This is a genomic window from Dactylosporangium sp. NPDC049525 (assembly GCF_040676755.1).
Taxonomy (GTDB): domain Bacteria; phylum Actinomycetota; class Actinomycetes; order Mycobacteriales; family Micromonosporaceae; genus Dactylosporangium.
The window spans coordinates 141,575-160,625 of the sequence record NZ_JBFAPO010000023.1 but is presented as its reverse complement, the minus strand read 5'-3'; the positions used below and the strand labels follow the sequence as shown (position 1 = coordinate 160,625).

Annotated in this window: 16 protein-coding genes; 13 read left to right on the top strand and 3 right to left on the bottom strand. The window is 70.4% G+C overall.

Going from position 1 to position 19,051, the window contains the following annotated elements; translation table 11 throughout:
• The 8 genes from AB0K00_RS29815 to AB0K00_RS29780 form a co-directional block, all read left to right on the top strand.
• Nucleotides 1–1,140: PilN domain-containing protein (locus AB0K00_RS29815; protein WP_363526667.1), on the top strand; the 1,140-nt coding region annotated here is incomplete at its 5' end.
• Complete coding sequence (pilO, locus tag AB0K00_RS29810) at nt 1,140–1,688, top strand: type 4a pilus biogenesis protein PilO (protein ID WP_363526664.1); 549 nt, start codon at nt 1,140–1,142, stop codon at nt 1,686–1,688. The genes AB0K00_RS29815 and pilO, both read left to right, overlap by 1 nt.
• An 8-nt stretch (nt 1,689–1,696) precedes the next feature.
• Nucleotides 1,697–3,394 (top strand): Ig domain-containing protein, encoded by a 1,698-nt coding sequence (locus AB0K00_RS29805; protein WP_363526661.1) that lies wholly within the window; start codon nt 1,697–1,699, stop codon nt 3,392–3,394.
• The gene (locus tag AB0K00_RS29800; RefSeq protein WP_363526658.1) at nt 3,391–3,996 is read left to right on the top strand and encodes a hypothetical protein; all 606 of its coding nucleotides are present in this window, start codon (nt 3,391–3,393) and stop codon (nt 3,994–3,996) included. The genes AB0K00_RS29805 and AB0K00_RS29800 overlap by 4 nt, the downstream gene beginning before the upstream one ends.
• Nucleotides 3,993–5,510, top strand: a complete 1,518-nt coding sequence (locus tag AB0K00_RS29795; RefSeq protein ID WP_363526655.1) for a hypothetical protein — start codon at nt 3,993–3,995, stop codon at nt 5,508–5,510. The genes AB0K00_RS29800 and AB0K00_RS29795 overlap by 4 nt, the downstream gene beginning before the upstream one ends.
• 104 nt (nt 5,511–5,614) lie before the next feature.
• Nucleotides 5,615–6,364, top strand: a complete 750-nt coding sequence (locus tag AB0K00_RS29790; RefSeq protein WP_363526653.1) for a phosphatase PAP2 family protein — start codon at nt 5,615–5,617, stop codon at nt 6,362–6,364.
• Between the two features lie 16 nt (nt 6,365–6,380).
• Complete coding sequence (locus AB0K00_RS29785) at nt 6,381–7,280, top strand: methyltransferase domain-containing protein (protein ID WP_363526650.1); 900 nt, start codon at nt 6,381–6,383, stop codon at nt 7,278–7,280.
• The gene (locus AB0K00_RS29780) at nt 7,280–7,816 is read left to right on the top strand and encodes a VanZ family protein (RefSeq protein WP_363526647.1); all 537 of its coding nucleotides are present in this window, start codon (nt 7,280–7,282) and stop codon (nt 7,814–7,816) included. The genes AB0K00_RS29785 and AB0K00_RS29780 overlap by 1 nt, the downstream gene beginning before the upstream one ends.
• On the opposite strand, the gene AB0K00_RS29775 is transcribed toward AB0K00_RS29780, so the two are convergent.
• Nucleotides 7,803–10,457: a carbohydrate-binding protein gene (locus AB0K00_RS29775; RefSeq protein ID WP_363526644.1), complete on the bottom strand. Its 2,655-nt coding sequence runs from the start codon at nt 10,455–10,457 to the stop codon at nt 7,803–7,805. The two genes, AB0K00_RS29780 and AB0K00_RS29775, sit on opposite strands and share 14 nt — an antisense overlap.
• A gap of 350 nt (nt 10,458–10,807) precedes the next feature.
• Between AB0K00_RS29775 and AB0K00_RS29770 the strand changes: the two genes are divergently transcribed.
• The 5 genes from AB0K00_RS29770 (at nt 10,808) to AB0K00_RS29750 (ending at nt 15,855) form a co-directional block, all read left to right on the top strand.
• Nucleotides 10,808–12,859, top strand: coding sequence for a M3 family metallopeptidase (locus tag AB0K00_RS29770; RefSeq protein WP_363526642.1), 2,052 nt, complete (start codon nt 10,808–10,810; stop codon nt 12,857–12,859).
• A 111-nt stretch (nt 12,860–12,970) separates the two neighbouring features.
• A complete protein-coding gene (locus tag AB0K00_RS29765; RefSeq protein WP_363526639.1) occupies nt 12,971–13,600 on the top strand; it encodes a hypothetical protein in 630 nt (209 codons plus the stop codon).
• A 73-nt stretch (nt 13,601–13,673) separates the two neighbouring features.
• The gene (locus AB0K00_RS29760; RefSeq protein WP_363526636.1) at nt 13,674–14,402 is read left to right on the top strand and encodes a GntR family transcriptional regulator; all 729 of its coding nucleotides are present in this window, start codon (nt 13,674–13,676) and stop codon (nt 14,400–14,402) included.
• Nucleotides 14,399–15,223 carry a sterol desaturase family protein gene (locus AB0K00_RS29755; protein WP_363526633.1) on the top strand — a complete coding sequence of 275 codons (825 nt, stop codon included), beginning with the start codon at nt 14,399–14,401 and terminating at the stop codon, nt 15,221–15,223. The genes AB0K00_RS29760 and AB0K00_RS29755 overlap by 4 nt, the downstream gene beginning before the upstream one ends.
• On the top strand, nt 15,220–15,855 hold the full coding sequence (locus tag AB0K00_RS29750; RefSeq protein WP_363526630.1) for a lysoplasmalogenase: 636 nt from the start codon (nt 15,220–15,222) through the stop codon (nt 15,853–15,855). The genes AB0K00_RS29755 and AB0K00_RS29750 overlap by 4 nt, the downstream gene beginning before the upstream one ends.
• A 216-nt stretch (nt 15,856–16,071) precedes the next feature.
• On the opposite strand, the gene AB0K00_RS29745 is transcribed toward AB0K00_RS29750, so the two are convergent.
• Entirely contained in the window at nt 16,072–16,452 is a 381-nt protein-coding gene (locus AB0K00_RS29745) for a hypothetical protein (RefSeq protein WP_363526627.1), read from the bottom strand.
• A gap of 955 nt (nt 16,453–17,407) precedes the next feature.
• Complete coding sequence (locus AB0K00_RS29740; RefSeq protein ID WP_363526624.1) at nt 17,408–19,015, bottom strand: citrate/2-methylcitrate synthase; 1,608 nt, start codon at nt 19,013–19,015, stop codon at nt 17,408–17,410.
• Nucleotides 19,016–19,051 lie beyond the last annotated feature (36 nt).

The window sequence follows — 19,051 nt, the reverse complement described above, 5'->3', positions numbered from 1 at the left end:
GCGGGTGCGCCGCATCCTGCCCCGCCGCACCCGAGCGCGCCGCATCCCGCCTCGCCGCACCCGAGCCCGCCGCACCCGAGCCCGCCGCACCCGAGCCCGCCGCACCCGAGCCCGCCGCACCCGACACCGCTGGCGCCCGGGGTGCCGGAGGCCAGCGTGCCGCCGCCACCGCGACCGGCGCCGCCGTCCATTCCGCCCGCCGGGCACCTGATGCAGGCCGCGACCATGCCCGCAGCCATGCCCGCCACCGTGCCCCCGATCGCGCAGCCCGGCGCCGGGCAGTCCGCGACCATGCCGCCCGCGCGGGCGACCGGCGCGCCGTCGGACGCCGTGACCGCGGTCCAGCCCGCCGTTCCCGCCGTCGTGCACGCGGCGCAGCAGAGCGTGTCGAGCGCGCCGCACGAGAGCGGTGGACCGGACGGGCAGGCGCCGCCCGTACCGGCGAAGAAGGGGCGCGACGGTGCGCCACATCCCGCGTTCCCGGACGCGACCGCCCGGACGATGCGGATCCTGCCGATCGCCGCCGACCTGCTGCCGCTGGAGATCACCGAACTGCGGCGCCTGCGCATGGTGCGGCGGCTCGTGATCGCGGGCGTGGCGGCGTTCATGGCGCTGCTGTTCGCCTGGTACGTCGCCGCCGACGGCAAGACCGACCAGGCGCAGACGGAGCTCAACGCCGTGCAGGACAGCAGGCGCGACCTGAACCGGAAGAAGGCGACCTACACGGAGCTGGAGCAGATCCGCCAGCAGCGCAAGAACATCACCGCCCAGCTGGGGATCCTGATGGAGCTGGACCTGCCCTGGTCGGCGCTGCTCACCTCGCTGCAGAAGGCGGCGCCGAAAGGTGTCGCGTTGAAGAGCGTGACCGGCGCGCTGGACGCCGCCGAGGCCAGCCCCGGTGCCGGCGGCGACGTGATCGGCACGATCACGCTCACCGGCACCGCCCCGACGAAGAAGGACGTCGCGGCCTACGTCGACACCCTCGGCGGGGTCACCGGGCTCGCCAACCCGTTCCCGAGCGACGCGAACGAGACCGACGAAGGGCTGAACTTCACCATCCGCGTCGACGTCACCAAGGCATCGCTCGGCGGGCGGTTCACCTCGCCGAGCGCGGCACCGAGCGCGTCGGGAGGCAACTGATGCGACCCGAACGGCTCTGGCTGCTCGGCGGCGCGCTCACCGCGATCGTCCTGCTGGCCTTCGGCTATTACTTCGTCATCGCGCCGCGGTATCAGGAGGCCGAGGACCTGCGTACCCTCGCCAACGACACCACCGTCGAGGTGTCGAAGCTGCGCAGCCAGATCGCGGACCTCGACACCCAGAACAAGCGCATCGAGGAGTACCGCACCCAGCTGACGGCGGACCTCGCCGCGCTGCCGGAGACGGACTCGGTGGCGGCGCTGCTGCGCGAGGTGCAGACGGCGGGCGAGCTGAGCGGGATCACCGTCAGCGGGATCAGCGTCGGCACCGCGACCGAGGTCAGCTCCAAGGGGCCGCTGACGGTGCACGCGCTGCCGATCAGCCTGACCGCCGCCGGTCCGGCCGCGAAGATCAACCCGTTCCTCGACCAGCTGCAGAAGGCGCAGCCCCGGGCGCTGCTCATCGTCAACGCGAACGTGGCCGCGGCCACCGGCGACCGCACCACCATGACGCTCACCGTCCAGGCGTTCTACGCCACCGGGAAGTAGCGGACGCCATGCACCGGACCCCTCCCTCCGACGCCGGGTTCAGCCTGGTCGAGACGCTCACGTCGATCGCGATCATCGGTGTGGTCATGACCGCGCTGACGACGTTCTTCGTCTCCACGACCACGACGCTGAACAAGGAACGCGGCCTGCAGACGGCGGTGCGGCTCGCCCACGACGGCGTCGACCTGGTCAAGTCGCTGCCCGGTTCGAGCATCGTCTCCGGCCGCGGCGAGAAGGACGTGGTCGAGCAGTTCCGCCAGCTCAAGGCCGGTGACATCCCAGGCCTCGGCAGCCTGAACCTCCAGGGCCTGCTGGACACGATGACACCGGCGTCGGACTCGAGACTGGGCCCGCTGGCCGCCAGCGTGGCGCCGGTGCTGCCGGTCGCCGCGGATCCGCAGACGTTCAACAACGCGACGTTCAAGCGGTACTACGTCGTCGGCTCGTGCCAGATGCCGCTCGGCGGGACCGTCTGCAGCCTGCTCTCGCTGCCCGGCGTCCTGCTGAAGTTCTACCGGGTCGTCGTCGCCGTCACCTGGGACAACGACCGGGGCTGCGCGAACACCGGCGGCGTCTGCTCCTACGTGACGCAGACCCTGGTCAGCGCGGCGCCGACGGACCCGATCTTCAACCCGAGCATCACGATCACGCCGCCGCTGCCGGACAACCCCGGCAACCAGGCGGTCGACGAGATCGGGGTGCCGATGCCGGCGCCGCTGGTGATGACTGCGACGACGGCGTACCCGCCGCTGACCTGGTCGGCGGAGAACCTCCCGCCGGGCGTGACGATCACCCCCGCCGGCGTCATCAACGGTACCCCGACGGCCGCCGGCATCTACGTGGTGCGGGTCGTCGTCACCGACGCCGCGTCGAACAACGACGCGTCGTTCAACTGGACGGTCGCGCCGCTGCCGGTCCTGGCACCCGCGGCCCAGACCTGGGACGCCGGCGCCGCCGCCTCCTACCAGGTGCCGCTGACCGGTGGGCTGCCCCCGTACGCGTGGACGGCGACCGGCCTGCCCGCCGGCCTGACCATCAACGCGGCGACCGGGCTCATCACCGGCACCAGCACGGCGACCGGCGCGGCCGCGGCGGCGAACGTGACCGTGAAGGTGACCGACAAGAACCTGAAGACCCACTCGGTGACGTTCAAGTGGAACACCAAGGTCGCCGTGCAGTACCCGAACGCGGCGACGCCGATCAGCCTGACCAAGGGCGCCCTGTACAACGGCGCGGTCAGCGGGTACGGCGGCTCCGGCACCTACACGTGGACGGCGAAGGACCTGCCGCCCGGGCTGGCCGTGTCCAGTGCCGGCCTGGTCAGCGGCACGGTGAACGCGTCGTCGCGGTACCTGGTGACCCTGACGGTGACCGACAGCCTCGGCGCCACCAACTCCGTCCTGGTGCCGGTCAACATCACCACCCCCGCGGGGCAGCTGCAGGTGACGTCGCCGGCGATGACGCCGACCCCGGACCGCACCAGCGTCAAGGGCACGGCGATCACCGCGCTCGGGCCGGCCGCGGCCGGCGGCACCGCCCCGTACACGTGGGCGGCGGCGGGCCTGCCGACCGGCCTGACGTTCAGCAGCACCACCAACAAGATCACCGGTACGCCGACGACGGCCGGCAGCTACCCGGTCACCCTGACCGTCACCGACAAGGTCGGCGCCAAGTCGATCTTCATGTTCCTCTGGACGATCACATGAACCCGTTCCAGCGCGTGCTGTCGCGGCTGCGCCGCGACGACGGCATCACCCTCGCCGAGATGGCCGTGACGACCAGCATCATGTCCGCGGTCATGGCCATCTTCACCACCGGCGTGGTGCAGCTGTTCAAGGCCGGCAACAACAACGAACTGGTGGCGATGACCGAGTCGCAGCTCAACACCGCGTTCCTGCGGCTGGACCGCAACCTGCGCTACGCGTCGGGGATCTCGGTGCCGCGCACCAGCGGCGGCAACAAGGTGGTGGAGTACGTCAACACCGACACCGCGTCCGGCAACCCGGAGTGCGCACAGCTGGAGCTGAACCAGGCCAAGAAGGTGCTGCGCCGGCAGGTGTGGCCGCAGACGACGAAACCGACCGGCCAGTGGGTCGTGCTCGCCAACGAGGTGATCGCCGACGAGAGCTCGTTCGAACTGCTGAAGGCCGGCACTGACACCGGCTTCCAGCGGCTGAAGATCGTGATCGTCGTGGCCAGCAACCCGGGCACCGGGTACACCAGGTCGAGGACCGACGTCACGTTCACCGCGCTGAACAGCACCCGGGGCACCGTCACCGGCGACGTCTGCCCGGAGGCACGCGCATGAGCTTCCTGCGACGGTTCCGGCGGGACGAGCGGGGGTCGCTGCCCCTGGCCATGATGCTGACGCTGGTCGGCACGTCCCTGTCCACGCTCATGGTGCCGGTGGTGATCGGCCAGCTGCGCGAGACCTCGGCGACGATCGACCGGGCGAAGGCGCTGCACGCCGCCCAGGCCGGCATCGACATGGTGATCGGCGGGATCCGCGCGTCGGCGGGCAGCATCGCCAACCTGTGTTTCCTGCCGGCCAGCCAGACGCTGCTGGGCACGGTCGGCGCCGGGCTGGCAGGCAGGTACCAGGTCTCGGTCGCGTACCAGGACGCCGCGCACAAGCCCCTGTCCTGTCCGGTGCTGCCGGCCCCGCCGTCCTACGCGGTGATCACTTCGCTGGGCACGACCGAGGGCTCCACCGGCCCGGTCAACCCCGTCGACGCCCGGACCCGGACGCTGACCGCCACCTACGTCTTCCGGTTCACCAACGCGAACATCGAGGGCGGCCTGGTCCGTCTCTACGGCGGGACGTACTGCCTGGACGCCGGCTCCGGCTCGCCGGGGGTCGGCACGATCGTCACCACCCAGCCGTGCAACCCGGGCAGCACCCGGCAGACGTTCGCGTACACGAAGTACCTGACGATGCAGCTGGTCTCCTCGAAGACCGCGGCGAACCCGCTGGGCATGTGCATCGACTCGGGGGCGAACCCGGTCTCCGGCGCGCTGCTGCAGTTCCAGGTGTGCGGCACGTCGACCACCGTGCCGTACTTCCAGCGGTGGAACCTCAACGACAGCTCCAACTTCCAGGCCACGTCGTCGACCGGCGGCCTCGGCACGTTCTGCATGCACGCGAAGGCCGGCAGCACGAAGGGCGCGTTCATGGAGGTCGTCACGTGCGGTGGCGCCGCGGACAACACGCGCACGTTCGCGCCGGACGCGAGCGTCGGCGCCGGTGCCGCCGCCGCGCCCTACAACCTCGTCAACTTCAAGCAGTTCGGCCGGTGCGTCGACGTCACCAACTTCGACACGACCCTCGGGTACCTCATCGTGTGGCCGTGCAAGCAGGCGCCGAACCCGCTCAGCGTCGCGTGGAACCAGCGCTTCTCGGTGCCGCTCGCCGTCAACGAGACGGGCACGGTCAGTGGCCGCATCACCACGTACGACAACACCAAGACGAACAAGACCTACTGCCTGACGACGTTCAAGAAGGACACCAACCCGCACTTCGTCACGATGAAGCTGTGCCCGGCCCTCACCGACCCCAAGTTCGACCAGGACGCCGTCGAATGGAAGGTGTCGTATCAGGAGGGCACCTACGGGACGAGCTACGTCATCAGGGACTTCCAAGGCCAGTGCCTGAGCCCCACGAACCTGGACGACCCGAAGCTGCCGACCGAGGACATCTTCAAGGGCAGCACCGTCGTCAGCAAACTCACGGCCACCGAGTGCGACGGCTCGAAGCTGCAGAAGTGGAACGCGCCGGCGAACATCGAAGATCCGACACCCCTGAAGAACATCGGGGAGAAGTGACTACCCCGTAAGGGACCTCCTGATCCCCGGCGTCCCCGGAGATCAGGGTCGGGTCCGTGCTTCGCCTGGATGGCGTGCGGTCCCGCGGTGACGAGGCTGAACCCATGACCATCACCTGGGAGAAACCCGCGCTGCGACGCGTGGGCCTCGGCCGGCAGGTCGGCATCGTGACGGCGGCGGTGGCCGCGTACTTCGGGGTCCGCGGCGCCACGGAGGCGGCCACGGACCGCGCCCTGGCCAACGCCGCGACCGTCGTGGACTTCGAACGGTCCGTCGGGCTGTTCCACGAGGCGTGGCTGCAGTCGACGTTCGCGGGCACCCCCGCCGTCGCGACGTTCTTCAACTGGATCTACATCTGGGGTCACTGGCCGGTCATCGTCGTCACCCTGATCTGGCTGGCGCGCACCAACCCGGAGATCTACTTCCGGACCCGCAACGCGATGCTGGTCTCCGGCGGCATCGGGCTGGTCATCTTCACCCTCTTCCCGCTCGCGCCGCCGCGCCTGGCCGAGCTCGGCCTGGTCGACACCGTGACACAGTCCTCCGACGCGTACCGGGTGCTGCAGCCGGCGATGTTCACCAACCAGTACGCCGCGATGCCGAGCCTGCACGTCGGCTGGGACCTGCTCATCGGGCTGGCGATCCTGGCCGCGGCCCGGGGTCCGTTGCTGCGGGCGTTCGGCGCGGCGATGCCCGTGCTGATGGCGTCGGCCGTGGTGCTGACCGCGAACCACTACATCGTCGACGCGATCGCCGGCGCGACCCTCACCGCGACCTGCTGGTTCGTCCTGCGGGCCAGGGAACGGCGAGGTCCCAGCGGCTATGCCGGATGGGACGGCCTGACCGTTCGCTAGGGCCTACGCTTTGCACATGGAACACCTCGACTGGGAACTCACCAGAGAGCACCTCGGGTTCCCGGCAGACGTGATCCCGCTGCAGTATCAGGCGTTGCTGCTGTCCGACGACCGCCGGATGGAGGCGTTCGCCGACGCGATCGCGCACGCCGTCCGGCCCGGGACCCGGGTCCTCGACCTCGGCTGCGGGACGGGTGTGCTGTCCTACTTCGCCGCCCGGCAGGGCGGGACGGTCATCGCGATCGAGCGGGAGCCGCGGGTCTTTGCCACCGCGGAGACGGCGCTGCGGGCCTCGGTCGGCGACGCCGTCACCGTCCTGCACGCCGACGCCCGCGACTACCTGCCGGAGGAGCCGGTCGACGTCGTGCTGTGCGAGATGCTGCACGTGGGGCTGCTCCGCGAGCGGCAGATCGAGGTCATCAACAGCTTCAAGCGCCGCTACCTGCGCCACATCGGCGGCCCGCTGCCACGGTTCGTGCCGGAGGCGTGCGTGCAGGCGATCCAGCCGGTCGAGCAGGACTTCACCTACTTCGGCTACACCGTGCCGGCGCCGGTGTTCCAACTGCCGGAGAGCCTCCAGCCGCGCACCGTCGAGGCCGCCCCGCCGCAGGTGTTCCAGCAGTTCTTCTACACCGATCCGCTGCCGCACCACTGCACGGGCGACCTGCGGTTCATCGCGGAACGCCCGGCCCTGGTCAATGCCGTGCGCGTGGTGACGAAGAACCTGCTGTCGCTGCTGTTCGAGCCGCCGGGCAGCGTCGACTGGACCATGAACTACCTGGTGGTGCCGCTGCGCGAGCCGGTCGAGGTGCTCACCGGCGACGAGGTGCGGATCCGGTTCGACTACTGCCCCGGCGACGAGATCACCGTCCTCGCCGACAGCCTCACCGCTTCGGTTCCGGCCCACGCCCGCTGATGCTGTTGCACTGGTTCACGGTGCTCGCCGCCTTTACCGCGCTCGGCGGCCTCTGGTTTTTCGTCGCGGGGCGTCGCTCCCCCGACCGGCGGCGAACGTTCGGCCTGGTCGCGTCCGTCTCGGGCACGCTGCCGTGGGTCTGGATGATCCTCACCCCCGCCGACGCTTTGTCCAGGGTCCAGCTCGACCCGATCGCGGGGCTCGGCGGGGTGCTGTCCTCCGGTCCCGGCGAGGCCACCGTGCAGGTCGTCGGCAACCTGCTCGTGTTCGCGGCGTTCGGCGCGTTCGCCCCGCTGCGCTGGCCGCGGCTGACCTTGTGGTGGGTGCTGCTGCTGGCCGCGATCGGCTCCGCCACGGTGGAGCTGCTGCAGTACGCCTTGGAACTGGGCCGGGTCAGCGCCACCGACGACGTGCTGATCAACACTCTGGGCGCGGGACTCGCCTACGTGGCCGGCCGGGTCGTCCGGCCGGCCACGCACGCGTCACGCCGTGACGCGGAACCGCTCGTCGGTCACCGGGACGCTAGGCCCGGGTGATCCGCAGCGAGGAGATCGCGTCGTTGTTGCCGGTATTGATCATGTTCGGGTTGTCGGCGGTGAAGGTCCATTGCGTTCCCGCGAAGCCGCTGTGCTGGAACGCGACGACGGTCCAGCCGGACGGCACCCGGATGGAGGAGATGTTGTCGTTGGCGATCCCGGCCGCCTGCAACTGCGAGAGGTCGTAGTTGCCGACGCCGAGCGTGACCGCCGAACCGCCGTAGTTGATGTCGCCGTAGAACGTCGGGCCGCCGCCGGTCTGGCCGCCGGCGCCGAGGCCAAGGGTGGACGCGGTGCCCGACAGCGACTTCACGCCGTTGTTCTGCGTGCCGGTCAGCGTGGTCGCCGAGTACGACGACAGCAGCTTCGCGGTGCGCTCCACCACGTAGTTCGTGTTCGCCGCGGTGGCGAAGCTGATCTCCGACGCGGTGGAGGTGGTGATGATCGCGTTGTCGGAGGTGCGCCGGACCCGGACCTGCTGGGTGCCCCACGGGTTGACCACCCGGGCCTGCTTGCCGTGCAGGCTGCGCAGGCCGACGTACTTGACCTCGCCGCCCTCCCGCTCGGAGGAGACCAGGAAGCCGTCCTTGGCCAGCAGCGTGAACTTGCCGACGAAGCCGCCGAACGTCGGCGCGGCCGGGAACACCCGGATCTTGTCGTTGTAGCTCTGCATCAGCGACTCGTTCATCGCCACCAGGTGGATGCCGAGGTACTCGAAGACGCCGTTGGTGTTGTTGGTCATGCCGTTGGGGTAGTTCTGGTAGCGCTGCAGCATGGTCTTCATGCCGTTGTAGGCCTGGTCACCGAGGCCGAGGCGGGCCGCCTGGGCGTGGTCGTTGGCCCACACGTTGCTGTACGGGTTGGGCCGGCTGTTCCATGTGTTGAGCGCGGTCTGGTAGTCGCTCGCGCCGATGCCGGTGCGGTCGTACGGCCAGATCAGCTCCGCCGACACGTTCTCGCCGTTGCGCTGCTGAGCCGGCGCGGGCGGGTCGTGCGGCAGCCAGGCGCCGTTGGACACCTGGTAGGGGTGCATCCGGTTGACCAGGTCCTGCCACTGGGTGCGCAGCCCGCTGTCGACGTTGAGGTCGGTGGCGACCTGGATGGCGATCGGGGCGAGCAGCCGCACCGCGGCGAGGTCGGTGATCGCGTTGCGCACGTCCCAGTAGGTCTCGTGCGCGTTGGAGTTGGGCATGACCCACTCGTTGTTCTGCAGCTGGAACCGGTTCTGGTAGAAGCGCAGCACGTCCCGCATGTACGGGTAGACCGTGTTCTGCAGGTACGCGGTGTCGTTCGTGTACCGGTACTGCAGGTACATGTTGTAGGCGGCCTCGGTGCCGGTGGAGTAGATGTCGTTGACGTAGTCGCTGCCGACGGTGCCGCGGGCGTTACCGTCCCAGCCCATCGTCTCCGGCACCCACAGCGCGTTGCCGACCCCGTACCGTGTCTGCGTATACGCCGTCAACGCGCCCTGATTTCGGCTGTACAGGCGGTTGAACGTCGACATCATATCGGTATGGTTCGATGCTAGGAACGAATTGTAGACGTCTCGCTGGTTCCAGTACCAATACCCGTTGGACCACTTGGTGTTGTCCTGCGTCGCGCGGAACACCCCGTTGATGAAGTGCACCGGGTAGTTGCCGAACCCACCGGCGGCGATCATGTAGGTCGACAGGTAGTAGGCGTTCTCCAGGTAGTCCGCGTCGTTGGTGCCGCCGTACTGCACGAACGACTTGCCCCAGAAGCTGTGCCACCAGTTCTTGTAGTTGGTGAACGTGGTGCCGTAGCCGGTGGACTTCACCGAGGAGAGCTGGTTGCGCGCCGCGGTGACCGAGTCCCGGTTCGGCGCGTTGATCCGCGACGCCGCGGTGAACCAGATGGTGTAGCTCGACGACGGCGTGATCGTCAGCCGGACGCGGGTGCCGTTGACGGTCGAGGACGTGTAGCCCGCGCCCTCCACCGACGCGGCGAGCGTGTAGCCGAACCCGTTGGGGTCGGCCTGGCCGCGGGAGATGCCGATGCCGCCCGCGTCGGCGAAGGTCGACGCGGTCTTCCAGGTGGTCAGGTTCGGCACGTCAGCGGAGTTGGTGACCGCGTTGAGGTCCCACAGGCTCAGCTCGAGGGTGATGTTCGAGACACCCGTGCGCGAGTCGTCGACGTGGATGCCCATGACCTCGGAGTTGGGCGAGCCCATGATCGTGACCGTGCGGTTGGTGTCGTACTTCGTCGTCAGCGTGCCGTCGTACAGCGACAGCCGCTGCTGGAACGTCGAATACCCGGTGTTCATCGCCGGCGTGGTGGTGAGGCTGACGTTGCCGGCCGCGTACGCGGACTGCTCCGACAGGTCGACGCCGGACACCTGCATCGTGAGCTGGTTGGCGTTCCAGACCATCGCGCCGGTCCGGCCGTTGCCGACGGTCAGGCCGTACAGCGGGTTCGTGTTCGGCGAGTTGTACACGACGTCGTGCTTGGACAGGTACGAGCCGTAGTTCACGTCCAGGACGCCGGAGCTCGAGTTGAACGCGGCGTCGGTCGTCGAGGCGTTGGCGGGCCCGGACTGGACGACGGTGACCAACAACGTGCCGGCCAGTGTGGCGGCGGCGACGGCGGGCATGAGCGCCCGGCGCCAGGGGGTGGGGGACATCGCTGCTCCTTGTCGGAGTACGTGAGACCGATGACGCTGGCATCCTTCAGGGCTCGCCGAAGACCCGGCGTGTCACGCATCCCGACGATCGGGGCAGATATACATGGGATGTATTCCGGTCGTCGAACACGGATCTCGCGGCGGCGACCTGACAGCTGAGGCCCCTGCGGTGCTTCTGGCGGTTGCACCTATCGACGGGTTACGGACACGCTGGGCGAAACATAGGATGACAGGAAGGCGATGTCAATACGCGCAGCCAACTCCGGCATGCCGACCGTCAGGCTGCCCGCAGCCCGGCCGGATCGCCTGCACGGACTTCCGGAAAAGAATCGCCCCTATACAGTCGGTAGGTGACCACGGACAACCCGTTCTTCGCCGCGAGTGACCTGCCGTATCAGCTGCCGCCCTTCGACCGCATCGAGACGGGGCATTACCTGCCCGCGTTCGAGCGGGGCATGGCCGAGCAGCGGGCCGAGGTCGAAGCCATCGCCACCATGCCGGAGCCGCCGACGTTCGACAACGTCCTGGTCGCCCTGGAGCGCTCGGGCCGCGTGCTGCAGCGCGTGTCGGCCGCGTTCTTCAACGTCACCAGCTCCGACACCAGCCCCGACCTGCAGCAGATCGAGTCGCAGGTGGTGCCGCTGCTGTCCGCGCACGGTGACGCCATCATGCTGGACCCGCGGCTCTTCGCGCGCATCGAGCAGCTGTACGCCCAGCGCAACACCCTCGCCCTGGACGCCGAGTCGGCGTGGCTGCTCGAGCGGTACCACACCGAGTTCGTCCGCGCCGGGGCGCGGCTGTCCGAGCAGGAGCACGTCCGGCTGCGGGAGCTCAACGCCGAACTGGCGGCGCTCGCCACGGAGTTCGGCAACAACGTGCGCGACGAGATGAAGGCCAGCGCCGTCGTCGTGCAGGACGCCGGGGACCTGGCCGGGCTGTCCGCCGACGCGGTCGCCGCCGCCGAGGTCGCGGGCCGCGACCGGGGCCTCGAGACCGGCTACGCGCTGAACCTGATCCTGCCGACCGCCCAGCCGGCCCTGGCGGCGCTGCACAACCGGGCGGTCCGGGAGCGGCTGCACACCGCCTCCGTCGGGCGCGGCTCCCGCGGCGGCGAGCACGACACCACCGCGTCGGTGCTGCGCATCGCACGGCTGCGGGCGGAGCGGGCCCGGCTGCTCGGCTTCGAGCACCACGCTGCGTACAACATCGCCGACAACACCGCCCGCAGCGTCGACGCCGTCCAGGAGATGCTGGCGAAGCTCGCCCCGGCCGCGGTCGCCAACGCCCGGATCGAGGCCGAGGACCTGCAGGAGGCGATCGGGGACGCGTTCACCCTCGAGCCGTGGGACTGGGCGTATTACACCGAGCAGATCCGCCGGGACCGCTACGCGATCGACGAGACGGAGCTGCGGCCGTACTTCGAGCTGGAGCGGGTGCTGCGCGACGGGGTCTTCTTCGCCGCCGGGCAGCTGTATGGCATCCGGTTCGAGGAACGGCCGGATCTTCCCGCGTACCACGCCGACGCCCGGGTCTTCGAGGTCTTCGACCGTGACGGCGGGCCCCTCGGCCTGTTCATCGGCGACTTCTTCACCCGGTCGTCGAAGCGTGGCGGCGCCTGGGCCAACGCCCTCGTCCCGCAGTCGCGCCTGTTCGGCACCGCGCCGGTCGTCGTCAACAACCTCAACATCAACCGGGCTCCCGCCGGCGAGCCGACGCTGCTCACCCTGGACGAGGTCCGGACCCTGTTCCACGAGTTCGGTCACGCGCTGCACACCCTGTTCTCACAGGTGCACTTCCCGAAGTTCGCCGGCACCCGGGTCCCCCGCGACTTCGTCGAGTACCCGTCGCAGGTCAACGAGGTGTGGATGCTGTGGCCGGAGGTCCTGGCCAACTACGCCACGCACCACCGCACCGGCGAGCCGCTGCCGCAGTCGGTGGTGGAGCGGCTGCAGGCGGCCGAGCAGTTCAACAAGGGGTTCGCGACCACGGAGTACCTGGCCGCGACGCTGCTCGACCTGGCCTGGCACACGCTGACCGTCGAGGAGGCCCAGGCCGTCACCGACGTGCTCGCCTTCGAGGCCCAGGCGCTGGAGCAGGCCGGGGTGGCGGTGCCGTTCGTGCCGCCGCGGTACCGGACCGCGTACTTCGCCCACATCTTCAGTGGCGCCGCGTACAGCGCCGGTTACTACTCCTACATCTGGAGCGAGGTCCTCGACGCCGACACCGTCGACTGGCTCACCGAACAGGGCGGCCTGCGCCGGGAACTCGGGGACACGTTCCGTGACGGCCTGCTCGCCAAGGGCGGCAGCGCCGACTCGATGGAGGTCTATCGCGCCTTCCGCGGTCGCGATCCGTTGATCGAGCCACTACTCAAGCGACGTGGGTTGATCAGCGTTCCTTAGGTTTTGTTAAGACGTCTTCCGGATGGGGCGCCGCGTCCATAAGCTGTCGCGGTGCGTGGCGCCACCCCCCGGCGTAGGCGCGCTGCCGCACGTCGCCTGCATTTCAGCAGGATGGCGATGCTTGCCGCGATCAGCCTCGTCGCCTCATTGATCAGCGTCGGCGTCTCATGGGCGATTTTCCCCAACGAGCCGGCGACGGTCACCGACGACACCTCCTTCGACGCCGCCAAGTTCTACGAGACGCATGCCCGGGCCAGCGCCGCCCGCGGCGTGGAGCTGGCCTCGGCGCCAGGGGCCTCCCTGGTGCCCAAGCCGGTCGCCGGGCTCACCCAGGCGGCGACCAACAACGCGTTCATCGTCATCGAGGTCGGCCGGCAGATGGGCCTGCCCGAGCGCGCGTACGTCGTGGCGATCGCGACCGCGCTGCAGGAGACCTACCTGAAGAACCTGGCGAACCCGAAGGTGCCCGCGTCGTTGAAGCTCCCCCACGAGGGCACCGGCACCAACTACGACTCGCTCGGCATCTTCCAGCAGCGGGTGAGCATCTGGGGCACGGTCGAGCAGCTGATGGACCCCGCGTTCGCGTCGGCGAAGTTCTACACGAAGCTGATGAAGGTCTCCGGCTGGCAGTCGATGAGCGTCACCGGCGCCGCCCAGGCGGTCCAGCGCAGCGCCTTCGCCAACGCGTACGCCAAACACACCACGACCGCCCAGAAGATCGTGGACAGCCTGACGGACTGAGCCCACCCGGGTCCCCGCCTGATCGTCTTCGCCGGGACTGGTCCAACCAGTTGATGTGTGAGACAGTCGCGGCGTGACCCTGACGCCGGCTCCGCGCAGCTCCGTGTCCGACCACGTGTTCGCGCAGCTGCGGGACGCCGTGCTCAGCGGCGCCTACGCGCCGGACGCGGCGCTGCCGAGTGAGCGCGAGCTCGCCGCGACGTTCGAGGTGAACCGGCATGCCGTGCGCGAGGCGCTGCGCCGGCTCCAGCAGCTCGGCCTGGTCAAGGTCAGCCAGGGCGGCGCGACCAGGGTCCTGGACTGGCGGGTGCACGCCGGGCTGGACCTCGCGATGTCCAGCGGCGACATCCTGCCGGTCAGCACGCTCGTGCGCGACATGATGGAGATGCGCGCCTGCGTGGGGGCCGATTCGGCCAGGTTGTGCGCGCTGCGCGGTACCCCCGCGGCGAAGGCACTCGTGGCCACCTCGGTCGACGCACTCGCGGCCGCGGCCCCGGACCTGGACCGCATGGGCGAGGCGAACGTCGCACTGTGGCGGGCCGTCGTCGCGGGCAGCGGCAACATCGCGTACCTCCTCGCGTTCAACAGCCTCGTCAGCGGCGCGCTGGCGGTCGGTCACGTCCCGCCCACGCTGCGCACCGCCGAGCTGCTCGACGTCGCCGGGCACCGCCGGCTCAGCGACCACATCACCACCGGCGCCGCCGCCTCGGCGTTCGCGCAGGCCCAGGCGCTGCTCACCGCCCCCATCCAGGCCGTTCAGGCCGTTCAGGCCGTTCAGGCGCGAAAGGAAGCTCGAGCATGATCCCCGCCGTGCTCTACGCCGTGCCCGCGTTCCTGCTGCTCATCGTCATGGAGGCGGTGTCCTACCGCTTCCTGCCCGACGACGACGAACGCGGCTACGAGGTCCGCGACACCACCACCAGCCTCTCCATGGGCCTCGGCAGCCAGATCATCGGCGTGCCGTGGAAGATCGTCGTCGCGCTCGCCTACGCCGGCCTCTACGTCCTCACCCCGCTCAAACTCGACCCGCACAGCCCGTGGACGTGGGCGCTGCTGTTCTTCGCCGACGACGTCGCGTACTACTGGTTCCACCGCCTGCACCACGAGGTCCGCCTCTTCTGGGCCGGCCACGTCGTGCACCATTCCAGCGTCTTCTTCAACCTCTCCACGGCGCTGCGGCAGAGTTGGACCCCGATGACCGGCACCCCGTTCTGGCTGTTCCTGCCGCTGCTGGGCATTCCGCCCTGGATGGTGTTCCTGCAGCAGTCGATCAGCCTCGCCTACCAGTTCTTCCTGCACAGCGAACGGGTCGGCCGCCTGCCATTCTTCGTTGAATGGTGCTTCAACACCCCGTCGCACCACCGCGTCCACCACGGCGCGAACCATGAATATCTGGACCGCAACTACGGCGGCATCCTCATCATCTGGGACCGCCTCTTCGGCACGTTCGAACCCGAACGAGCCCGCGTCGTCTACGGCCTGACGAAGAACATCGGCACATACAACCCGCTGCGCGTGGCCACCCACGAATACCGCGACATCTGGCGCGACGTGCGCACCGCATCCAGCTGGCGGCACCGCATGCGCTTCGTGTTCGGCCACCCCGGCTGGCAACCTTCATGAGGCTCGCGCTCTGGCTCTTCGCTTTCGCTGCCTCTGCTGAACTCATAGGTGTCGCATTTTCCTGGCACCCGCTGCAGTGGATCGCCAAGCCGCTGCTCGCCCCGTTGCTGCTCTGGTACCTCGTGCGCAAGGACGGCCGGTCCCTCCTCATCGGGTGGGGCCTGGTCTTCGCCTTCGCGGGCGACGTCGCCCTCCTCGTGCCAGGCACCGTGCCCTTCCTGCTCGGCATGGCCTGCTTCCTGGGCACCCAGATCTGCTTCCTGCTCGCCTTCCTGCGCCGCGCTCCCCTGCTCGGATTTGCCGCAGCCGGCTACGCCGTCCTGTGGGCGGTGCTCAACATCCTGCTCTGGCCGTCACTGGGCCCGCTGCGCGTCCCGATCCTGGTGTACAGCCTCGCCCTGTCCGCCATGGCCGCCGCGGCGGCCGCCGTCTCCCGCACCGTCGCTGCGGGCGCCGCGCTGTTCCTGCTCTCGGACCTGCTGATCGGCCTCGGCGCCGCCGACCTCGACTTCCCGGGCCGCGACCTGATCGTCATGACCACCTACATCGCCGCCCTGCTCCTCATCACCACTGGCAGCACGTCTGCGGTCGCTGGGCGTGATCGCGCTGGACGCGAGGGTGTGCAGGTTTGAGAATGAGGGGGTAGCGCCTACCGGGGGGAGGCGGCACGTGCCACGACCGTACTTTTCTTTGGAAGCACCGGATTCCGGCTCGACGGCGACGCCGGGGTCGATCGATCTGGACGCTCGACTGGCCGCGTCGACGGCTGCTTGGCAACGCCGGCGCGAGGAGAAGCTGCGGGTGCGGGCCGAGTTCGCGGAGGCCCGCGCGCACGGACTGGCCGCCCGTCACGCAACGAAGCTGGCCCGGTTGCGGACAGTTCGGCTCTTGGCGGACCTGGATGCGCGTGCGGACTCGCTGGCTGTCGCGGCCAGCCCAGCCGTTGCGGCCAGCCCAGCCGTTGCGGCCAGCCCAGCCGTTGCGGCCAGCCCGGTCGTCGCGGCCAGCCCGGTCGTCGCGGCCAGCCCGGCCGTTGCGGCCAGCCCGGCCGTTGCGGTCAGCCCGGCCTCGCGCGGCGCGGCGGGCTGCCGCTCGGCTGCAGCGGTGCCTGCGTCGACGTCGGCACGTCCGGCACCGGCCCGTCCGGCATCTGCCGGCCCGGCGCCGTCACGCCAGGCACCCGCGCGCTCTGCGCCGCCCCGCCGGGCAACCGCGCCCGCGGCGTCCACGCAGTCGACGGTTGTCGACCCAGCGCGCACACGACCGGCGTCTGCCGCCGCAGCGCCTGCGTCCATGTGCCCGGCACCCGCGCCCTCCGCGCCCGCGCACTCGACGGTTGTTGACCCGGCGCGCACACGACCGGCATGGGCCACGGCGGCGCCTGCGTCCGCGCACCCGGCACCCACGCTCTCGACGCCCTCGACGCCTCCAGCGCCCGCGCGCTCGATGGTTGTTGACCCGGCGCGCACACGACCGGCACGGGCCACGGCGGCGCCTGCATCCGCGCGCCAGGCACCCACGCCCTCCGCGCCTACGCTCCCGGCGCCCGAGCTTCCGGCACCCACGCGTTCGACGCCTGTCGGCGCAGCACACACACGACCGGCGTCTGTCGCTGCGGCGACTGCGTCCGCGCACCCGTCACCCGCGCCCTCCGCACCCGCGCCATCGACGCCCGAGCCTCCGGCGCCCACGCACCCGACGTTTGTCGGCCCAGCATGCAAACGACCGGCATCTGCCACCGCGGTGCCTGCGTCCGCACACCCAGCACCCGCGCATCCGACGCCCCCGACGCCTCCGGCGCCCACGCGCTCGACGCCTGTCGGCCCAGCGCGCACACGATCGGCGTCTGCCACCGCGGCGCCTGCGTCCGCGCACCCAGCACCCGAGCCGTCGACACCCGCGCACCCGACGTTTGTCGGCCCAGCGTGCACACGACCGGCGTCTGCCGCCGCAGTGCCTGTGTCCGTGCACCCGGCGCTCGCACGGCCGGCACCTGGGCGCTTGGCCTCTGCCGACCACGTCTCTGCGCACCAGGCACCCGCGCGGCGAGTGCCTGCACGTGTCTGCCCGGCGCCGTTGGCCGAGGCTGACGGCGCAGGCGATCTGGCGGCACCCGGGCGTCCAGCGCAGCCTGGGCCGGCACCGAAGACTCGCGCCGCGCCGACCCCTACCTCGACACGGACCCTAGGCGAGGGGTCCGGTGTAGGAGGCGCGCAGGCGCAGGCGGGTCGGCTGCGCGTACTCCTCCATGGCATGAGCGAGCCAGCCGGCCGTGCGGGCGACGGCGAAGATGGCTTCGCCGGCGCCGCGGGGCATGCCGGCGAGGGTGGTGAGCAGGCCGAGGGCGAAGTCGACGTTGACGTGCGGGAGGCGACGGCGGCGGGCCTCGTCGAGGATCGCGTCGGCGACGGCGAGCGCCGGATGGGCACGACGGTCGGCGCCGGTCGGAGCTGCGGCGCGGATGCGGTCGAGGAGGGCTGCGGCGCGGGCGTCGCCGGAGCGGTAGACAGCGTGGCCGAAGCCTGGGATGCGTTCGCCGCGGCGCAGGCGCTGACCCATCACGGCGGCGGCGAGGGACGGGTCGGTGGCCTCGGCGAGCATCGCCTCGACACCGAGGGAGGCACCGCCGTGCAGCGCGCCGCTGGTGACACCGAGACCGGCGGCGACGACGGCGTAGGGGTCAGCGCGGACGGAGGCGGCGACCCGGGCGGCGAGGGTCGAGGCGGCGAGCTCGTGGTCGGCGAGCAGCACCATCGCAAACCGCAGCACATCGGCAAGCACGGGATCGGCATCCGGCGCGGCGAGCTTCTCCCACAGCCGCCACGCAATCGCTCTCCGGTCCACATCCTCTTCCGGCACCCAGCGCCCGGAGTCGCCCGCAGAGTCAGGAGACAAGTCGAAGCTGGGCGCGGATTCCCGACCAGGCGCAGATTCGAGAACCGCAGACCGTGCGGAATCGAAGCCAGAGGACCGTGCGGAGTCCAGGCCCGGCGCGGAACCGAGGCCAGAGGGCCGTGCGGAGTCGAGGCGAGACGCAGCGGCGGAGTCGGAGGTAGCGGCCGGAAGGGTGGCAGGTAGGGCGTCGACGAGGCCGGCGATCAGGGTCTGGCCGGTGCGGATCACCGCGGCCGGGTCCAGGGTCAGGCGGACCGGGTCGGCGGCGGCGAGTGTTGTGGTGATGACCTGGAGGCGCTCCAGTGGCAGCACCCCCGGCGGGAGGAGCTCCTGGGCGGCGCGGGCGGCGGCCACCGCGACCGGATCGGCGACCCATCCAGCGCCCGCCGTGCCGACCGGCGCCAGGTCCGGCGTGTCAGACCCGCCCGCCGTGACAGAACCAGCCAGCGCAACAGACCCGCCCGCCGTGACAGAGCCAGCCGCTGTAGCAGAGCCAGTAGGCGGGGCAGAGCCAGCCGGGGCGGGACCGGGCGTTGCCGGGGTGGGGGTGGCGGTGGGTGGGGGTAGGGCGGTAGGGGCGCCGGTCCAGAGCCAGGTGGCCGTGGCCTCGAAGGTGGCGGTCTTGGCGAGGTCGATGGCGTCGCGGCCGCGGTAGTACGCGCGGTCGGGGCCGAGCAGGGTCACCGCCGACTCGATCACCAGCTCGGACGCTGCTCCGGGGCGGCGGCGGGGGCGGCCGCGCAGGGCGAGGCGCTCGATCTCCTCCGAGTCGAACACGCTGCGACCGTCGTCGCCCTTGCGGCGGGCGAGGACGCCGCGGCTGACATACGCATAGAGGGTGGCCGGTTTCACACCGAGCCGGCGGGACGCCTCGTCCGCCCCGATCCACCTGGCCACCAACGCCTCCTACTTGATTTTCGTCAACGTTGACAC

Excerpts from the sequence above, each read along its gene's own strand:
- AB0K00_RS29780 (WP_363526647.1), top strand. The coding sequence starts at position 7,280 with ATGCTGTTGCACTGGTTCACGGTGCTCGCCGCCTTTACCGCGCTCGGC.
- pilO (WP_363526664.1), top strand. The coding sequence starts at position 1,140 with ATGCGACCCGAACGGCTCTGGCTGCTCGGCGGCGCGCTCACCGCGATC.
- AB0K00_RS29775 (WP_363526644.1), bottom strand. The coding sequence starts at position 10,457 with ATGTCCCCCACCCCCTGGCGCCGGGCGCTCATGCCCGCCGTCGCCGCC.
- AB0K00_RS29765 (WP_363526639.1), top strand. The coding sequence starts at position 12,971 with ATGGCGATGCTTGCCGCGATCAGCCTCGTCGCCTCATTGATCAGCGTC.
- AB0K00_RS29805 (WP_363526661.1), top strand. The coding sequence starts at position 1,697 with ATGCACCGGACCCCTCCCTCCGACGCCGGGTTCAGCCTGGTCGAGACG.
- AB0K00_RS29785 (WP_363526650.1), top strand. The coding sequence starts at position 6,381 with ATGGAACACCTCGACTGGGAACTCACCAGAGAGCACCTCGGGTTCCCG.
- AB0K00_RS29800 (WP_363526658.1), top strand. The coding sequence starts at position 3,391 with ATGAACCCGTTCCAGCGCGTGCTGTCGCGGCTGCGCCGCGACGACGGC.
- AB0K00_RS29750 (WP_363526630.1), top strand. The coding sequence starts at position 15,220 with ATGAGGCTCGCGCTCTGGCTCTTCGCTTTCGCTGCCTCTGCTGAACTC.
- AB0K00_RS29795 (WP_363526655.1), top strand. The coding sequence starts at position 3,993 with ATGAGCTTCCTGCGACGGTTCCGGCGGGACGAGCGGGGGTCGCTGCCC.
- AB0K00_RS29790 (WP_363526653.1), top strand. The coding sequence starts at position 5,615 with ATGACCATCACCTGGGAGAAACCCGCGCTGCGACGCGTGGGCCTCGGC.
- AB0K00_RS29755 (WP_363526633.1), top strand. The coding sequence starts at position 14,399 with ATGATCCCCGCCGTGCTCTACGCCGTGCCCGCGTTCCTGCTGCTCATC.